The sequence below is a fragment of the Dietzia sp. 111N12-1 genome, assembly GCF_001658045.1.
GTDB classification, from domain to species: domain Bacteria; phylum Actinomycetota; class Actinomycetes; order Mycobacteriales; family Mycobacteriaceae; genus Dietzia; species Dietzia kunjamensis.
This window is the reverse complement of record NZ_LSSV01000071.1, coordinates 114,841-132,335: the sequence shown is the minus strand read 5'-3', so window position 1 is coordinate 132,335 and position 17,495 is coordinate 114,841. Positions and strand designations below refer to the sequence as shown.

Genomic DNA, 17,495 nt, shown 5'->3' with positions numbered 1-17,495 from the left:
CCGAAAGGACCACCGCCCGTGGACGCCTCCGCATGGAACGCCCGCTACCTCGCGCAGCCCGATGCGTGGGGCACGACCCCCGCCGCCCGGATCGTCGCCGAGGTGACGGCCGCCGAGGACACCGGGCTGGACGTGGGCACCGCCGTCGACCTGGCCTGCGGTGACGGCCGGCACGCGCGGTGGCTCGCCGCGCACGGCTGGCAGGTGCAGGCGGTCGACTTCTCCGAGGTCGCCATCGAGCAGGCCCGCGCCAAGGACTCCGACGACGGACGCAGCGGCAGTGTCGACTGGGTCGTCGGCGATGCCACCACCTGGGCCCCGTCCGAGGCCGTCGACCTCGTCGTCGTCGGATTCCTCCACCTCGACCTCCCCGCACTGACCGCCGTGCTGCGCAGCGCCGGCACCTGGCTGCGCCCCGGCGGCCACCTGGTCTACCTCGGCCACGCCGCCGAGAACCTCCGCCGCGGCGTGGGCGGTCCGCAGGATCCCACCGTGCTCCCCGACATCGCCGACCTCGCCCGCGGCGCCGAGGGACTCGAGGTGGTCTCGCTGCGGCACGACCTGCGGCCTGCCGGCAAGGCCACCGCCGTCGACGTGCTCCTGCACGCCCGGACCTGGGGCGGGGCGTGACCCACGCAGGCGACGCCACGCACACCGCGCGGGAGACGGGCCGGGCGACGGCGCAGCGGCGGATCCTCACCGTCCTCGTCCTGGCCCAGCTCCTCGCCGGGGCCGGACTCGCCGCCGGCATCACCGTGGGCGCGCTGCTCGCCGAGGACCTGCTCGGTGGCCCCGGCCTGTCCGGGCTGCCGTCGGCCCTGTTCACCGGTGGCTCCGCCCTCGCCGCGATCGCGGTCGGCAAGCTCTCCCAGGCCCGCGGCCGCCGCCCGGGCCTGGCCGCCGGATTCGCGGTCGGCGCACTCGGCGCACTCGGCATCGTCGCGGCCACCGCCCTCGAGTCGCTGCCGCTGCTGTTCGCCTCGTTCGTCATCTACGGCTCCGGCACGGCCACCAACCTGCAGGCCCGCTACGCCGGCGCCGACCTCGCCACCGACGCCACCCGCGCCCGGTCCCTGTCCTACGTCCTGCTCGGCACCACCGCCGGTGCCGTCGCCGGGCCCAACCTCGTGGGGCCCACCGGCGTCGTCGCCGAGGCGCTGGGCCTGGCCCCGCTCGCGGGACCGTTCCTCCTCGCCGCCGCGGCCTACGGCGGTGCCGCGCTGGTCATCTCCCTGCTGCTGCGGCCCGACCCCCTGCTCGAGGCGCGCAGGATGGAGATCGCGGCAGCGGAGGCGGCGCTCACCTCGTCGTCGTCGTCATCGACACCGTCACCGTCGTCGTCCCCCTCCCCCGCTGCGGAGGCCGCGGCCACCGCCGCCGACTCCGAACGGCACGCCGTGGCGACCGTACCGACCCGCATCTGGACGGCCGACGTCATCACCGGTGTCGTGGTGATGGCGCTGACCCAGTTCGTCATGGTCGGGCTCATGACCATGACCCCCGTGCACATGCGCGCCCACGACCACACCGTGACCGTGGTGGGCGTCGTGATCTCGCTGCACGTCGCCGCGATGTTCCTGCCCGCGCCACTGTCCGGGCTACTCGTGGACAAGTTCGGCACCCGCGCCGTGGCGGTGTCCGCGGGCCTGGTGCTGTTGGCCGCCGGAGGGCTCGCCGCCCTGGCCCCGCCGCAGTCGACGGCGCTCGTCGCGCTGGCACTGATCCTGCTGGGACTGGGCTGGAGCCTGGGACTGGTCGCCGGCACGACCGTCCTCACGACGTCCGTCCCGACCACCGTGCGTGCCAGCGTCCAAGGGCAGGCCGACGTGGCAGTGGCGCTGTCCGGCGCGGCCGGCGGTCTGCTGTCCGGCCTGGTGTTCGCGTGGATCGACTTCCGCGGGCTCGGCTTCACGCTCGCCGCCCTGTCGCTCGTCGTGGTGGCGGCTGTGCGGCCGCGGACCGCGCGCCGGACGGTCGCCCCGGCGTCGACGGTTTGACGACCCGGGGCCCGGCGGGCGGCTGGCGTCGGACAGGCCGTGGTCAGCCGACCGGCAGCTGCTCCCGCCGCTGCCCGGCGGGACCGGCGGCGTCCGCGCGTTCGGCCAGATCCACGCGCCACCACACCAGGAAACCCCAGATCACGAACGCGCCGTACACCAGGTACAGCGCCGCCGACGGGTAGTAGCCGGCCTTGAGCAGCAGCGGCACCCCCACGATGTCGACGCCGATCCACAGCAGCCAGAACTCGGTCCACCCGCGGGCCATGCCGTAGGTCGCGAGGATCGACCCGGTGAAGATCCACGCGTCGGCCCACGGCCCCCACGAGCCGAGCTGGGCGAAGATCCAGCCGAACACCAGGGTGCCGGTCACCATCCCGATGACGAGACCGGCCCGCTGCCGGCCGGTCGCCCAGTGCGGATGGACGGCCACCGCGTCGGCGACCGAGCCGCCGGGCAGGGCGGCGCTCGCACGCCTGGACTGCGACCACCGCCACCAGCCGTAGACACCCACGGCCAGGAACATGACCTGCCGGCCGGCCTGACCGTAGAGGTCCACGTCCTGCGGGGTGTGGAAGACGCCGCCGAGGAAGACGGTCAGAAGGGTGAGGTTGCCGACGATCCCCACCGGCCACGCCCACACCACCCGGCGCATACCGCCGATGGCGGCGGCCAGGCCGAAGACGTTGCCGACGATCTCGCGCCACAGGATCGGAACGCCACCGATCATCAACTGCGCGTCGAGGAATTCCACGAGAAGGCTCATCGTGTGCCCCTTTCACGGGCTCTACACAGACGGCCCAGGGCTTGTGACACGACGCCCGCCCGGCCACGGTCGTCGTCGACCGGGACCGCGTCGGGTGACGCGCGGTTCTCTTCCATCCGGACTATGACCGTCGGCCCCGGGATCACACCGGGTCTGCTGACCCCCGCGTGCGTGGCGTGGCCGGACCGGGAGTCCAACCGCACCGCGTGTGCGGGGCGCTCGCGGGCTCGCCGCCGGCCATGGGGCCGGTGACATCACCGCCGGTGGGGAGTTTCACCCCGCCCTGAGAACGTGTTCCCGTTCTACCCCTGACCGTGGCCGCGCCGCAAGCCGAGGCGGCGCCGGCGGGCGCGGGCGCGGGCGCGGGCGGCGGGGCTGCTGGCGCGGGCGGCGGCGGGCGTCAGCCGAGGGTGAGCTGCCCGCCGGACTCCGTCACCGGGATCGCGTCGAGCGGGCGCGGGGCCGGGGGCAGGGTGTTGCGGCCGTCGGTGGCGTCGTACTCGGCGCCGTGGAGCGGGCAGCGCAGGGTCATGCCCTCGATCACCTGGACCACCCCGCCCTGGTGGGTGCAGCGCGCCGAGTAGGCGACGAACTCGCCCTCGACGGGCTGCGCGACGATCACCGTGGCCTCGCCGGCCCTGAACTGCTTGGCCGTGCCCGGCGGGATCTCGGCGGCGGGGATGGTGGTCGCGGGGACCGTGGTGGTCTGCTGCACCGTCGACGGGGGCTGCGCGGGCTCGGTCATGCCACAGGCCGAGGCGATGCCCGGCAGCAGGATGATCCCGGGCAGGGCGGCCAGCACCGCGCGGCGCTGGGTGCACGGCCCGACGGCGGCGGCTCCACCGGTCGAGGCGGACGTGGCGGCGAGGGGCTCGGTCATGCCGCCCATGGTATCGGTCGGCGCCACCCGTCCTGCGTGTGCCGAACACCGTGGGCCGAACACCTAGGCTGCCCGTATGACGGTCCGCAGACTCCGACCCCACGCCACGACGATCTTCTCCGAGGTCTCGCAGCTGGCCACGCGGTTCGACGCCATCAACCTGGGCCAGGGCTTCCCCGACACGGACGGACCGGAGTCGATGATCGAGGCGGCCGCACGCGCCATGCGGGAGGGCCACAACCAGTACCCGCCGGGCATCGGCACCCCGGAACTGCGCCGGGCCGCCGCCGACCACGAGACCGCCCACACCGGACTGGTGCACGACCCGGACACCGAGGTGCTGGTGACGGTCGGCGCGACCGAGGCGATCGCCGCCGCGGTGGTGGGCCTGGTGGAGTACGACGACGAGGTGGTCGTGATCGAACCGTATTACGACTCCTACGCAGCCACGGTGGCGATGGCCGGCGCCACCCGTCGCGCCGCGAGGATGGTCCGCACGGGCGGCGAAATCCGACTCGACGTGGACTCGTTGCGGGACGCGTTCTCCCCGCGGACGCGGGCCGTGCTGGTGAACTCGCCCCACAATCCCACCGGGGCCGTCCTGCCGCGCGAGGACCTCGAACAGATCGCCGCGCTGTGCCACGAGTTCGACGCGATCGCCATCTCCGACGAGGTGTACGCCCACCTCACCTACGACGGGGTGGAGCACGTGTCGATCGCGACGCTGCCCGGGATGGCCGAGCGGACCCTGCGCATCTCGAGCGCCGGCAAGCTGCTCAACTGCACCGGGTGGAAGATCGGATGGCTCACCGGGCCGGCGGACCTCGTGGCGGGGGCCCGCACCGCGCGGCAGTACATGAGCTTCACCGTCGCCTCGCCCCTGCAACTGGGCGTCGCGCACGCCCTGCGTCACGAGCAGAGATGGATCGCGACGCTGCGGCAGGACATGCAGGCTCGGCGGGACCAGTTGGTGGACACGCTCTCGGGTGTCGGGTTCGACCTCGTCGTCGCACAGGGCACGTACTTCCTCACCGCGGACCCGCGCCCACTCGGGGTGACCGACGCGGCGGCCTGGTGCCTGGAGTTACCGGAGCGGATCGGCGTGGCGGCGGTGCCGTTCGCCCCGTTCACCGACGCCTTCTCGGCGGAGTGGTCCCACCTGGTGCGGTTCGCGTTCTGCAAACGGCCCGAGGTGCTCGACGAGGCGGGGCGACGGTTGCGAGCCCTTCGGGGGTAGTGGGTCCGCCACCGTCACCAATCTTTCGGACTGCGGTCCGTAATCGCGCCGACCGCGGGGCGACGTGCTCTACGGTGGGCACGTGACGCGCCACCCGGTGCGGACCACCGTCGTCGGAAAGGCCCCGCGTGTCCCACTACCGCAGCAACCCACGTGACCTGGAGTTCGTCCTGTTCGACGTGTTCGGTCTCGACGAGATCCTCGAGCGCGACGACGCCACCGAACTCGACGGCGACACGGTCCGCACCATGCTCCGGGAAGCCGCCGCGCTCGCCGAGGGACCGGTCGCCGCGTCGTTCACCACCGCCGACCGCAACCCGCCCACCTTCGACCCCGAGACCCACGAGGTCACCCTCCACCCCGACTACGTGGCCTCCGTCCGCGCCTGGCAGGACGCCGGCTGGGGCCTCGTCGGCGTGGACCCGGCCGTCGGGGGCGTGGCCGCACCGCGCCTGGTCACCTGGGCGATCAGCGAGTTCCTCGTGGGCGCCAACCCGTCGATCTTCATGTACCTGTCCGGTCCGCTGTTCGCCGGGATCATGCACTCGATCGGCAACGAGCAGCAGAAGACGTGGGCCACCAAGATCATCGAGCGCAACCACGGGTCGTCCATGATGCTCACCGAGGCCGAGGTCGGCTCCGACGTGGGCGCCGTGCGCACCAAGGCGATCGAGCAGCCCGACGGCACCTGGCACATCGAGGGCACCAAGCGGTTCATCACCGGCGCCGACACCGGCGACCTGTTCGAGAACATCTGGCACCAGGTGCTCGCCCGACCCGAGGGCGCCGGCCCCGGCACCAAGGGCCTGAGCTACTTCCTCGTGCCCAAGTACATGCCGGACCCGGAGACCGCCGCGCCGGGCGAGCGCAACGGCGTCTACGTCACCGGCATCGAGAAGAAGATGGGCCTGGCCGCCTCCGCGACCTGCGAGGTGGCTTTCGGCGCGCACGGCCGACCCGCCGTGGGGTTCCTGGCCGGTGACGTCCACCTGGGCATCAAGCAGATGTTCAAGACCATCGAGGCCGCCCGGATGATGGTCGGCACCAAGGCCATCTCCACCCTCTCCACGGGCTATCTGAACGCTCTCGAGTTCGCGCGCGAGCGGGTCCAGGGCAACGACATGGCCGACGCCGGCAACCCGGACGCCACGAAGGTCACCGTCATCCACCACCCGGACGTGCGCCGGTCGCTGCTCACGCAGAAGGCGTACGCCGAGGGGCTGCGCGCGGTGTACCTCTACGCCGCCGCCCACCAGGACATCGTGTCCGCCGAGGTCGTCTCCGGCGCCGGGCCCGAGCTCGCGCACACGGTCAACGACCTGCTCCTGCCCATCGTCAAGGGGGTGGGCTCCGAGCGGTCCTACCAGTGCCTCGCCGAGTCACTGCAGTGCTTCGGCGGTTCCGGGTACCTCAAGGACCACCCCGTCGAGCAGTACCTCCGCGACGCGAAGATCGACTCCCTCTACGAGGGCACCACCGCGATCCAGGCGCAGGATTTCTTCTTCCGCAAGATCATCCGCGACGGCGGGACCGCACTGGGCCACGTCGCGGCGCAGATCCACCGCACCGTGGACGAGGCCGGTCCCGCCGAGACCGGTCCCGCCGAGACCGGCCCGGCCGAGCTCGAGACCGCGCGCGCCGGGGTGGCCGGCGCCCTGGCCGACGTCGAGTCGATGGTCGGCACCCTCACGGAGCACCTCATGGGCGCCCAGGAGGATCCCGAGAAGCTCTACCTCATCGGGCTCGGCGCGGTCCCGCTGCTCATGGCGGTCGGCGACCTCATGGTGGGCTGGATGCTCCTGCGCGAGGCGGGCGTGGCGCTGGACCGGCTGCCGGAGGCGACCGGCGACGACCACGACTTCTACACCGGCAAGGTGACGGTGGCGAACTTCTTCGCCCGCGCCCACCTGCCGCAGGTGGGCGCCGCGCGGGCCACCATCGAGGCGCTCGACGTGGACGTCATGCACATGCCCGAGGGCGCGTTCTAGGTCGGGGCCTTCCGGCTCGGCCCGCCGGGGCGGCAGCGCACCTCGTCGTCGTCGATCCCGGCCCGCCCCGCCCCTCCCTCGTCGAGAAGAGCGTTTCGCCCGCGTCTGCCGAGTAGAAGTGGGCGAAACGCTCTTCTCGACGGGGATCTGGGACGGGGGGACTCAGCGGCCGGTGGTGAGGACGATCTTGCCCACCGCGCCGCGGCCGTCCATGAGCTCCAGGGCCTCCGTGGCCTGCTCCAGGGGGAACTCGGCGCCCACCAGCGGGTCGAGCTTGCCGGCGGCCAGCAGCGGCTCGACCTCGGCCCACTGCTTCTGCAGGTAACCGGGATTGGACATCCAGTACTCGCCCCAGCCCACGCCCACGGCGCTCTTGTTGCCCAGCAGCAGGCGGTTGACCTTGACCGTGGGGATCTCGCCGCCGGTGAACCCGATGACGAGGATCCGCCCCTCCTGACCGAGGGACCGGATGGAGTCGGTGAACCGGTCACCGCCCACGGGGTCGACGACGATGTCGACACCCTTCCCACCGGTGAGGTCCTTCACGGCGTCCTTGAAGCCCTCGGGCGCGATCGAGTCGCTCGCCCCGGCCTTCAGCGCCAGGTCCCGCTTCTCCTCCGTGGAGGCCACGGCGATGACGCGGGCACCCATCGCGGTCGCGAACTGGGTGGCCGCGATCCCGATCCCGCCGCCCGCGCCGTGGACCAGCACCGTCTCCCCCGCCTGCAGCCGGCCGCGGTGGGCCAACGCGAAGTGGACGGTGAGCACGTTCATCGGGATCGAGGCGCCCTGCGTGAACGACAGGCTGTCCGGGAGACGGAACACCTGACCGGGATCGGCCGAGACCACCTCGGCGAACCCGCCCAGACCCGGGAACGCACACACGCGGTCACCGGCGGCGAACCCCGAGCCGTCGGGGGCGGACCGCACCACGCCCGCCACCTCCGAGCCGGGGACGAACGGAAGCGGCGGCGAGATCTGGTACTTGCCGCGCGTCTGCAGCACCTCGGGGAAGGTCACCCCGGCGGCGTGGACGTCGATCAGCACCGCACCCGCGTCGGGCTCGGGGACGTCCACCACCTCGAGAGCGGCGGGTCCGTCATGGCTGGAGATGTGGATGGCACGCATGCGGTCCATAGTGTCAGCCCGTCACCGAACGCGTGCGCCCTCCGCCTCACGCTGGTGCCGCCGACGGCGGAGCAGGTGCAGGGCCAGCCCCACCGCCACGAACACCTGGCCGATCTGGAAGGCCAGCGCCATGACGATGAACTCGCGGCCGAACGTCGTCGGCGAGATCAGGAGGGCTGCGCAGATGCCCAGCAGGACGACCGTGATGAGCTGCCCGCCCGCCAGGAACCGCCGCGGATTCGTGGTGAGCTGGCGACGGAACGCCATCAACAGCGAGTTGAGCGCCACCAGCAGACACACCGGGACGCCGATCTGGGCCGGGAACAGGAACAGCACCACGAACAGCGGGTGGGAACTGAGGGTGACCGTGCCCTCGAACAGGAACTGCGGAACACTCCACAGGGCCGTGAGCAGCGCGCAGATCACCGAGATCCACGAACCGCCCACGAGGATCCTCACGCGGAGAGAATAACGCCGCCGGTCACTCCCTCGTCAGCGCCTCACCGATCGGGATGTCGCCGTCCGAGAATTCGATGGTGCGACCGGCGGTGTCCGGTCGGCGCAGGACGGCGGCGATGACGGCGGCCACCGCGTCCCTGCTGGTCGACCGGTCCTCGCGCTTGTCGTCGCCCACCCCGATGGTCTCGCCGCCGGGCTCGTCGGTCAGCGCCCCCGGCCCGAGGATCGTCCACCCCAGGTCCGAGTTGCGCAGGTGCGCGTCCGCGGCGCCCTTGGCCTCCGCATACGGGAAGAACGAGTCGTCCTCCGGGACGCCGTGGTCGGGGCCCGCGCCGTCGTAGGAGACCATGACGTAGCGTCCCACCTCCTCGGCGGCGCTCGCGTCCATCGAGCGGATCGCGGCGTCGCGGTCCACCGCGAAGGTGCGGTCGGGGTTCCCGCCGCCGGCGCCGGCGGTCCAGACGACCGACCCGCTACCGCGCACGAGCTCTCGGAGGCCGTCGACGTCGAGCGTCTCCACGTCCGCGACGACCGGGTTCGCACCCGCGGCGCGGACGTCGTCGGCGTGATCGGGATTGCGGATCACCGAATACACCTCGGCACCCGCCTCGGACAGGATCCTGGCGGCGCGGAGGCCGACCTTGCCGTGGCCGCCGATGATGGTCACTGGTTTGTCGATGCTCATCCTTCCGTTGTACGCCTCCGTGTTCGTCAGCGGGGGCTCCCGGGTTCGATCACGAATCCACAACGACCGGGCGTCCGTCGGTCCGGCGATTGGCCCGGTGTCGGACCCGGAGTGCATCATGTGGACATAAGCCGGGACTCACCGGCGGCCCCGCGTTCGTTCTTTCGGAGTACCGCATGTCCCTGTCCAGGTCTCGAACCCACTCTGCTCGGGCGGTGCCGGGTCCCCTCGGCCTGCTCGCCGCTCTCCTCGCCCTGCTCCTGGTCACCGCCGGGTGCACGATCCCGATGCCCGTCGGTTCCGCCGGGGAGACGACGCCCACGACTCCGACCTCCGAGGCGCCCGCCCCGGCGACGCTGGAGGTGACCCCGGCCGACGGTGCCACGGAGGTCGCCGTGGTGGACGGTGTCCGGGCCACCGTGGAGAACGGGACCATCACGGACGCCGTGCTCACCAACGATGCCGGCAAGGAGATCGAGGGCGAACTCTCACGCGACGGTTCCCAGTGGAAGCCGGCCGTCACCCTCGGATACGGGCGCACCTACACCCTTGAGATCACGTACGAGGGCGCGGCCGGCGGGAGCCGGAGCGACACCCGCACGTTCACCATGGCCGATCCGCTGGCCGTCGTCACGCCCAGCCTCGTCACCACGGGCGGGGCCGCCCTCGAGTCCGACCGTGAGTACGGCGTCGGGATCATCGTCGCGGCCAGGTTCGACCAGCCGATCGCCGATCGCGACGAGGCCGAGAAGCACATGACGGTCACGACGACCCCCGAGGTCGAGGGCAACTGGTTCTGGCTCAACGACTCGACCGCGCACTGGCGGCCCCGCGACTACTACGAGCCCGGCACGCGCGTGCAGGTCGCGCTGGACGTCGAGGGACGCAGCCTCGGCGGCGGGCAGTGGGGCGGGGCGAGCGCGGAAGCCGACTTCACCATCGGCGAGCGTCGCGTGGCGATCGCCGACGACGCGACCAAGACCGTCACCGTCTACCACGACCAGAAACCCGTGAGGGTCATGCCGACCTCCATGGGCAAGGGCGGATGGGCCACCTACGGCGACGTGACGATGCACTTCTGGACCCAGCCGGGCAACTACACGGTGCTCGACAAGGCCAGTTCCGTGGTGATGGACTCCTCGACCTACGGCCTGCCGTTGTCCGCCGGGTACAAGGTGACCGTCGACCACGGTGTGCGCCTCACCAACGACGGGATCTACCTCCACGCGCTCGAGTCGTCGATGTGGGCACAGGGGAACACCAACACCTCGCACGGCTGCCTCAACCTGTCGCCCACCGACGCGAAGTGGTACTTCGACCAGGCCGTGACGGGCGATGTCGTGGAGGTCAAAGGCACGGGCGGACCCGAACTCGGGGTCTGGCAGAACGGTGACTGGTCGGTGCCGTGGGAGGTCTGGCAGTCCGGCTCCGCCGACTGACGTCCCCCCACGTCCCCGCACACGGCCCACGTAGCCCACGCGACCTACGAAATTCGCTATCCGGATTCCTGATCTGCGCCCCCGAATGGAGTAGCCGATCCGGAATCCGGATAGCGGATCTTCTTGTCTCGTGGTGTCTGAGGGCGGAGTCAGCGCACGCCCATCATGTTCTTCCTGATCCACGGCGACAACGCGGCCATGATCCCGGCCAGGACGATCGAGGCGACGCCCAGCACGAGGAAGTAGTTGCGCTCGGCGCCGGCGTCCGTCGGGTCGTAGTACCCCGCGAGCACGCCGGACAACGCGCTGCCGATCGAGACGCTGAGGAAGAACAGCGCGACCATCTGCGTCTTGAACGCCTCCGGGGCGAGCTTGGTGGACAGGGACTGCCCGACCGGTGAGAGCAGCAGCTCGGCCATCGTGAACAGGAACAGGATCCCGACGATGCCCAGCAGCGGCGTCGCCACACTGCCCACGAAGAACAGGAACACCAGGTAGGCGATACCCATGATGAGGTTCGCGAGGGCGAACTTCATCGGGCTCGAAGGCTGACGGTTCCCGAGCTTGACCCAGAGCGTCGCGAACACGGCGGCGAAGATGATGATGAACAGCGGGTTGATGGACTGCACCCAGCTCGCCGGCATCTCCCAGCCGCCCAGGTTGCGGTCCAGTCGCTGGTCGGAATAGATCGCGATCACCGTGAACTGCTGCTGGAACAGGGCCCAGAACGCCACCGAGGCCACGAACATCGGGATGAACGAGACCACCCGGCTGCGCTCGACCGGCTCCGTCTTGGCACTGGTGATGAGGAGGGCGAACAGCGCGATCGCGCCGACCACGGCGATCGCGGTGACGATGTCCGCCAGTGACTCCAGCGGCACGAGGCCGGTGGCGATGGCTGCGACGACGAGCACCGCCACGACCGCGCCGATCCCCAGGTAGCGGACGCGCTGTGGCCGCGGGAGCGGGTCGGGGACGACAGCGCCGACGCCCTTGAGGGTGGCGCCGCGCATCGCGACGTACTGGATGAGCCCGATTGCCATACCCGCGGCCGCCGCCCCGAAGCCCCAGTGGAAGCCGTAGTTGTCCCACAGCACCCCGGTGAGCAGCGGGCCCGTCAGACCGCCGATGTTGACCGCCATGTAGTAGATCGAGAACGCGGCGTCCCGCCGGTCGTCGGTCCGGCGGTACATGTCGCCGACCACCGTGGAGGTGGTGGCCTTGAGGGTTCCCGCACCGACACCGACCAGCACGAGGCCGATGCCCAGGCCGATCGCCCCGGGTACGAGCGCCAGGGACAGGTGGCCGAGCATGATCATCACGGCTGCGCCGAACAGCGTCCTCTCGGCGCCGAGGAGGCGGTCCGAGACCCAGCCGCCCAGGATCGCGGAGGCGTACACCAGACCGCCGTACGCGCCGACGATCGAGGCGGCGATCTCCTGGGAGTAGCCGAGTCCGCCGTCGCCGACCGCGTAGTAGATGTAGTACGCCAGCAGACCCTGCATGCCGTAGAAACTGAACCGCTCCCACAGTTCGATCCCCGACAGGTTCGCCAATCCGAGTGGGTGGCCGAAGAACCTGCGGTCCGAATCGGCGAGAGCCACCTCGGCATTCCGAGTTGTCATGTACGTCAGTGATACTCCTGCTCCCCGAGCCGGACAAAACCGGTGCCGCGCGAGCTGCCCCTTAGGGGTGGGAGTCGACAATCGGTGCCCCAGACGGGAGAATCGGACCGATCAGCCCGGGCGATCTGCCCCGGGCGCAATCGAGAAGCGCAGGAGCACCTCCAGTGAGCCGAGCCGACACCCCGGCCCGATCTATCAGCCCCCTTCACCGAAGGGGGGACACCGGATGAGCATCGCGCTCTCACTCCTGGTCGGCGTCGTCGTCGTCCTGGCCATCACCGCGCTCACGGGCTACTTCGTGGCGCAGGAATTCGCCTTCATGGCCGTTGATCGCTCGCGGATGGGGGCTGCCGCCGACAAGGGCGACCCCGTCGCCGACCGCGTACTCGGGGTCACCAGGCGGACCTCGTTCATGCTGTCGGGTGCGCAGCTGGGCATCACCGTCACGACCCTCGTCGTCGGCTACGTGGCCGAGCCACTCATCGGGCGGGCCCTGGGCGAACTACTCGGTCTGGCCTCCGTTCCACAGGCCATCGGCGTCGGTGTGGGCACGGTCCTGGCCCTGCTGTTCTCGACCGTCGTGCAGATGCTCTTCGGCGAGCTCGTGCCCAAGAACCTGGCGATCGCCAAACCCGAACCCGTCGCCCGCTGGTTGGCGCGGTCGACCACCATCTACCTGGCGCTGTTCGGCTGGCTCATCGGGCTGTTCGACAAGGCGTCCGAGGCCCTGCTCAAGGCCGTCGGCATCGAGCCGGTGCACGACAAGGAGCACTCCGCCACCGCCCGCGACCTCGAGCACATCGTCCACGAGTCCAGCGAGACCGGCGAACTCTCCCCCGAGCTCAGCCGCCTGTTGGACCGGATGCTCGACTTCCCCGGGCAGCCGGCGGAGCACGCGATGATCCCGCGGTCCCGTACCGACGTGGTCCGCGGGGAGGACGCCGTCCCGGACGTGCTGTCGAAGATGGCCACCGGCCACACCCGCTACCCCGTGGTCGGTGAGGACTCCGACGACGTCATCGGCATCGTCGACCTGCACGACCTGCTGGTGATCTGCGACGACGAGCGGGACACCTCCCTGACCCTGGTGTCGGAGGTCATGCGGGCCCCGATCGTCGTGCCCACCTCCCTGCCGTTGCCCGAGGTGGCGGCGCGCCTGAGCGAACAGAAGGCCGAGATGGCCGTGGTCGTCGACGAGTACGGCGGGTTCGCCGGAGTCGTGACGATGGAGGACATGGCGGAGGAGATCGTCGGGGAGATCGCCGACGAGCACGACCCGCAGGCCGCCGGGGACGCCCCGGTCAGTGAGGGGTTGGGCTGGGTCCTGGGCGGCGACACCCACCTGGACGAGGTCGAGCGCCTGCTCGACATCACCCTGCCCGAGGTCGACGCCGAGACGCTGGGCGGCCTCGTCGTCGAGACGATCGGTGACCTGCCGGACGTCGGCGACCGGGTGGACATCCCGCTGCCCGACACCGACATCCTCGAGGAGGTCTCCGCCGATCGCGTCCTGCGGGCCGAGGTCCGTCGTCTCGAGCGTCGCGTCCCCGCCGAGCTGCACATCGTGGTCGAGGAGGCCACACGATGACCCCCACCACGACCCTCATGGCCGCCGAGGCCCAGTCCGGACTCATGAGCAATCCCTGGGTGGTCCTGGCCGCGACCGTCCTGCTCATCGCGGCGTCCGCGTTCTTCGTGGCCGTCGAGTTCTCCCTCATCTCCGCGCGGCGCCACCGCCTCGAGGACGCCGCCGCCACCAGCAAGGCCGCCCGGGCGGCCCTGCGCAACGCCTCCGAACTCACCCTCCTGCTGGCGGGAGCGCAGCTGGGGATCACGCTGTGTGCACTGGCGCTGGGATCGATCACCAAGCCCGCCGTGCACCACTGGCTCACCCCGGTCTTCTCCGGCTGGGGCCTGCCGTTGTGGACCGCCGACGTCATCGCGTTCATCCTCGCGCTGATCATCGTGACGTTCCTGCACCTCGTGGTGGGCGAGATGGCCCCCAAGTCGTGGTCGATCACGCATCCCGAGTACTCGGCCACCCTGCTGGCGATCCCGATGCGGGCGTTCCTCTGGCTCACCCGTCCGCTCCTGGTCGCCCTCAACGCCATGGCGAACAACATCCTGCACCGGCTGGGTGTCGAGTCGAGGGACGAGGTGTCCGCCGGTCAGGACGCCGATTCACTGCGCGAGCTCGTGCGGCACTCCGGTGAGGCGGGGACCCTGGACGACACCCATCAGCGCCAGCTGCTCAGCGCCCTCGAGCTGCAGGAGCTCACCGTGGGCGACCTGCTCGGGGAGCGCGGGGTCGACACGCCCGCCTCGCCGGAGGAGATGTCCTCCGTCGGCGCGGACGCCACCCCGGGCGAGATCCGCGACACCGCCCGCCGCACCGGCCACCTGCGGCTACTGGTCCTCGAGGACGACACCGCCGTCGGCGTGGTGCACGCGCGGGACGCCATCGACGTCGAGGGGCCGGCCACCGCCCGCGAACTCATGCGGTCGAGCCTGTCCCTCGAGCACGACCTGACCGTCGCCGAGGCGTTCCGCCGGATGCGCGACGCACGGGCGCACCTCGTCGTCGTCGAACAATCCGGCGGGCACCCGGGCACCCACGTCTCCGAGGTCCGCGGCGTCCTCACCCTCGACGACGTGGTCCGTCGCCTCCTGCCCGTCACCTCGGGGTAGATAGGCGGGGGGTAGCTCGGCGCAGGTGGACCGGCGCGGGTCAGATCCGGCTGATGAGCCAGACCACGCCGAACAGCGCCAGCCCGGTGATCCCGAGCAGGACCAGCAGCATGAGCCCGACCGCGCCGATCGCCCTCAGCAGGTAGCCGCGCGCGTCGGTGTCGACGCGTCTGCCGTCGGCGATGGCGCGGTCGACCAGCCGCAGGTTCTTGGACGTGGCCTTGTGGGCGGCATCGGCGACGTCACCGACGAACGGGATCAGCCCGAGCACGGCGTCCACCAGGTAGTTCCAGCCCATCCGGAACAGGATCCGCACGGGCACCCGGTTGCGCACCGCCTCGGCGAACACGGCGGCCGCGAACACGGTGCCGACCGCGTCGCCGACCACCGGGACCAGCCCGATCACCGGATCCAGGCCGACGCGATAACGGGTGCCGGGGATGCGGACGAGGTCGTCGAGCACGCGCGCGAGACCGATGGTGACCGGGGAGGCGCCGGTGCGGTCGACGGGTGCCGGGGCGGGGTCGGGGCGGGCGGGGTTCACGGGCCCGAGCCTACGGTCCGCGCTCCCGGTGCGCCCGGGCCCGGGATCTGGTTTCGTGGAGAGATGATCCCCACGCCCGCCTCTCAGCCGAGTCGCCGCCCGCTGCGGCCCCACCGCGATCCCGGCGCGACCCGGCACCCGGATCGTCGCGCCGGAGGCCTCGTGGCGGCGGCCCTCGCCGTCGTCCTCGTGGGGTCGGGGTGCGCGGCGCTGACCGGTGACACGGGCGCCGACGAGGTGGACCAGTTCCTGGCCGCCCTCAATCGGGGCGACGTGACGGGCGCGGCAGAGCTGACCACCGACCCGGCCGCCGCGGAGGAGACCATCATCGCGAGCGTCGAGGGGATGGGGTTGCCCGCGATCTCCGCGACCACCAGCGGCGACGACGGGCGCCCCGACCGCGACCCGGTGACGGTGGAGATCACGTGGGACATGGGCGCCGCCGGAGCCGACGATGAAGGCGGCGAGAACGAGGGCGGCGCCGACGGTTCTCGTGACGACGACGAGGCGGGCTCCGGCCCGGCCGGCGGGGACGAGGCTGCCGGCGCCGGGACGCGCAGCGTGACCACCCGCGGCGAGGTGCGGACGACCGAGGTGGGCGACCAGTGGAAGGTGCAGTGGGCGCCGACGGTGCTCGACACCCGGCTGGCCGAGGGGGGTCGGCTGACGTTCGCCGAGGAACTCGACTGGGACACCGACATCCTCGACCGGACAGGCGAGCCGCTCATGCAGTGGACGCCGGTCACCGCGGTGACGCTCGCACCCGACGCCGCCGGCTCCGCGGACGCGGTCGCGTCGCTGGTCAGCGGTGCCGCACCGACGATCACCGGTCAGACGATCCGCGACGGCATGGCCGAGGCCGGCGACCAGCCGTACCAGGTCGTGGCGCTGCGCCCCGCGGACATCGACCCGATCCGCGATCAGCTCGCCGCGGTGCCGGGCGTGAGCCTGCCGGAGCAGGGCCAGCTCATCCGCACCGACCGCGACCTGGACTCCCCCGCCCTCGACGGCCTACCGAACGCCTGGACGGAGGCGCTGCAGTCCGAGGCCGGGTGGTCGGCGCAGATCGTCAACCCCGGGGCCGAACCGATCGAGATCGGGGGCGCCCCGGCCGGGGAGGTCGACGACCTGGTCTCGATGATCCAGATCTCGATGCAGCGTGAGGCCCAGCGGGCCGTGGACGGCAGCGGGCTGCCGGCATCGATCGTCGCGATCCAGCCCTCCACGGGTGGGGTGCTGGCCGTGGCCCAGAACTCCGCCGCCGACCGGCAGGGGCCCGTCTCCCTGCAGGGGCGCTTCCCGCCGGGGTCGACGTTCAAGGTGGTCACCACCGCCGCCGCGCTCTCCGCCGGCGTCGTGGGCCCGGACGAGATCGTGCCGTGCCCGGCGTCGGTCACCGTCTCGGGCCGGACGATCCCCAACGACGACGACTTCGAGCTGGGCCCCGTCCCCTTGGAGACGGCGTTCGCCCGGTCGTGCAACACCACTCAGGCCGTCATCAGCGACCGCCTGGAACCCGCGGCGATGAAGGACACCGCCGCGACACTGGGCCTCGGCGTCGGGTTCTTCACCCCGGGGCTGAACACCTACACCGGGGAGGTGCCCGTCACCGAGCAGGGCCCGGGCCGGGTCGAGGCGGCGATCGGGCAGGGCGAGGTGCTGGCCAGCCCCTTCGGCATGGCCGTGATGACGGCGTCACTCGCGAACGGTGGCCGGATGATCCTGCCGCAGCTCATCGACGGGATGCCCGCGGTCGCCAACGACTCCCCGGAGCCGCTCGACCCGGCCGTGGTCGACACCCTGCGCCGCTACATGGTGCAGACCGTGCAGTCGGGCACCGCGACGGCCGCGAGGTCCGTGCCCGGCCTGGGCGGCAAGACCGGCACCGCCGAGGTGGGCAGCGGGCCGGCGCACGGTTGGTTCGTGGGCTTCACCGGGGACATCGCGGTGGCCGTTCTCCTCGAGGGCGCGGACTCCTCGGGCCCGGCGGTGGAGCTGGCCGCCGACTTCCTCGGGGGTGTCGGCCAACCGGCTCCCCTGGCGGCTCGGTAGTTTCGGC

The 17,495-nt window shown here is 71.6% G+C and carries 15 protein-coding genes and 1 riboswitch; of the genes, 8 read left to right on the top strand and 7 right to left on the bottom strand.

Annotated features, from left to right (window positions below; all coding sequences use genetic code 11):
• Positions 1–18: 18 nt before the first annotated feature.
• Together AYO52_RS15000 and AYO52_RS14995 are read left to right on the top strand one after the other, a co-directional pair.
• Positions 19–630 carry a bifunctional 2-polyprenyl-6-hydroxyphenol methylase/3-demethylubiquinol 3-O-methyltransferase UbiG gene (locus AYO52_RS15000; RefSeq protein WP_067719047.1) on the top strand — a complete coding sequence of 204 codons (612 nt, stop codon included), beginning with the start codon at positions 19–21 and terminating at the stop codon, positions 628–630.
• Positions 627–1,997, top strand: a complete 1,371-nt coding sequence (locus AYO52_RS14995) for an MFS transporter (RefSeq protein ID WP_067719044.1) — start codon at positions 627–629, stop codon at positions 1,995–1,997. The genes AYO52_RS15000 and AYO52_RS14995 overlap by 4 nt, the downstream gene beginning before the upstream one ends.
• Before the next feature lie 43 nt (positions 1,998–2,040).
• Here AYO52_RS14995 and AYO52_RS14990 read toward each other — a convergent pair whose 3' ends face one another.
• Positions 2,041–2,763, bottom strand: a complete 723-nt coding sequence (locus tag AYO52_RS14990; RefSeq protein WP_067719042.1) for a nicotinamide mononucleotide transporter family protein — start codon at positions 2,761–2,763, stop codon at positions 2,041–2,043.
• Between the two features lie 100 nt (positions 2,764–2,863).
• A riboswitch (FMN riboswitch) is annotated at positions 2,864–3,058 on the bottom strand.
• 105 nt (positions 3,059–3,163) lie between these two features.
• On the bottom strand, positions 3,164–3,643 hold the full coding sequence (locus AYO52_RS14985; protein ID WP_082924071.1) for a Rieske (2Fe-2S) protein: 480 nt from the start codon (positions 3,641–3,643) through the stop codon (positions 3,164–3,166).
• Positions 3,644–3,719: 76 nt separating this feature from the next.
• On the opposite strand from AYO52_RS14985, the gene AYO52_RS14980 reads away from it, so the two are divergent.
• A complete protein-coding gene (locus AYO52_RS14980) occupies positions 3,720–4,880 on the top strand; it encodes a pyridoxal phosphate-dependent aminotransferase (protein ID WP_067719039.1) in 1,161 nt (386 codons plus the stop codon).
• A 128-nt stretch (positions 4,881–5,008) separates the two neighbouring features.
• Positions 5,009–6,868 (top strand): acyl-CoA dehydrogenase, encoded by a 1,860-nt coding sequence (locus AYO52_RS14975; RefSeq protein WP_067719036.1) that lies wholly within the window; start codon positions 5,009–5,011, stop codon positions 6,866–6,868.
• A 162-nt stretch (positions 6,869–7,030) separates the two neighbouring features.
• Here AYO52_RS14975 and AYO52_RS14970 read toward each other — a convergent pair whose 3' ends face one another.
• The 3 genes from AYO52_RS14970 to AYO52_RS14960 are packed head-to-tail and all read right to left on the bottom strand — an operon-like array spanning position 7,031 to position 9,140.
• Positions 7,031–7,996, bottom strand: a complete 966-nt coding sequence (locus tag AYO52_RS14970; RefSeq protein WP_067719170.1) for an NADPH:quinone oxidoreductase family protein — start codon at positions 7,994–7,996, stop codon at positions 7,031–7,033.
• A gap of 21 nt (positions 7,997–8,017) precedes the next feature.
• Positions 8,018–8,455: a hypothetical protein gene (locus AYO52_RS14965; RefSeq protein WP_067719033.1), complete on the bottom strand. Its 438-nt coding sequence runs from the start codon at positions 8,453–8,455 to the stop codon at positions 8,018–8,020.
• Between the two features lie 22 nt (positions 8,456–8,477).
• Positions 8,478–9,140, bottom strand: a complete 663-nt coding sequence (locus AYO52_RS14960; RefSeq protein WP_067719167.1) for an SDR family oxidoreductase — start codon at positions 9,138–9,140, stop codon at positions 8,478–8,480.
• Between the two features lie 176 nt (positions 9,141–9,316).
• On the opposite strand from AYO52_RS14960, the gene AYO52_RS14955 reads away from it, so the two are divergent.
• A complete protein-coding gene (locus AYO52_RS14955; RefSeq protein ID WP_067719031.1) occupies positions 9,317–10,579 on the top strand; it encodes an Ig-like domain-containing protein in 1,263 nt (420 codons plus the stop codon).
• A gap of 149 nt (positions 10,580–10,728) precedes the next feature.
• On the opposite strand, the gene AYO52_RS14950 is transcribed toward AYO52_RS14955, so the two are convergent.
• Positions 10,729–12,204 carry a peptide MFS transporter gene (locus AYO52_RS14950; RefSeq protein ID WP_067719028.1) on the bottom strand — a complete coding sequence of 492 codons (1,476 nt, stop codon included), beginning with the start codon at positions 12,202–12,204 and terminating at the stop codon, positions 10,729–10,731.
• 226 nt (positions 12,205–12,430) lie between these two features.
• Between AYO52_RS14950 and AYO52_RS14945 the strand changes: the two genes are divergently transcribed.
• Positions 12,431–13,792 carry a hemolysin family protein gene (locus AYO52_RS14945; RefSeq protein WP_067719025.1) on the top strand — a complete coding sequence of 454 codons (1,362 nt, stop codon included), beginning with the start codon at positions 12,431–12,433 and terminating at the stop codon, positions 13,790–13,792.
• Positions 13,789–14,892 (top strand): hemolysin family protein, encoded by a 1,104-nt coding sequence (locus AYO52_RS14940; RefSeq protein ID WP_253702200.1) that lies wholly within the window; start codon positions 13,789–13,791, stop codon positions 14,890–14,892. Before AYO52_RS14945 ends, AYO52_RS14940 begins: the two co-directional genes overlap by 4 nt.
• 40 nt (positions 14,893–14,932) lie before the next feature.
• On the opposite strand, the gene AYO52_RS14935 is transcribed toward AYO52_RS14940, so the two are convergent.
• Positions 14,933–15,436, bottom strand: coding sequence for a DUF4112 domain-containing protein (locus AYO52_RS14935; RefSeq protein WP_067719023.1), 504 nt, complete (start codon positions 15,434–15,436; stop codon positions 14,933–14,935).
• 63 nt (positions 15,437–15,499) lie between these two features.
• Here AYO52_RS14935 and AYO52_RS14930 point away from each other — a divergent pair, with 63 nt between their 5' ends.
• On the top strand, positions 15,500–17,488 hold the full coding sequence (locus AYO52_RS14930) for a penicillin-binding transpeptidase domain-containing protein (RefSeq protein ID WP_082924058.1): 1,989 nt from the start codon (positions 15,500–15,502) through the stop codon (positions 17,486–17,488).
• The last annotated feature ends 7 nt before the right edge of the window (positions 17,489–17,495 follow it).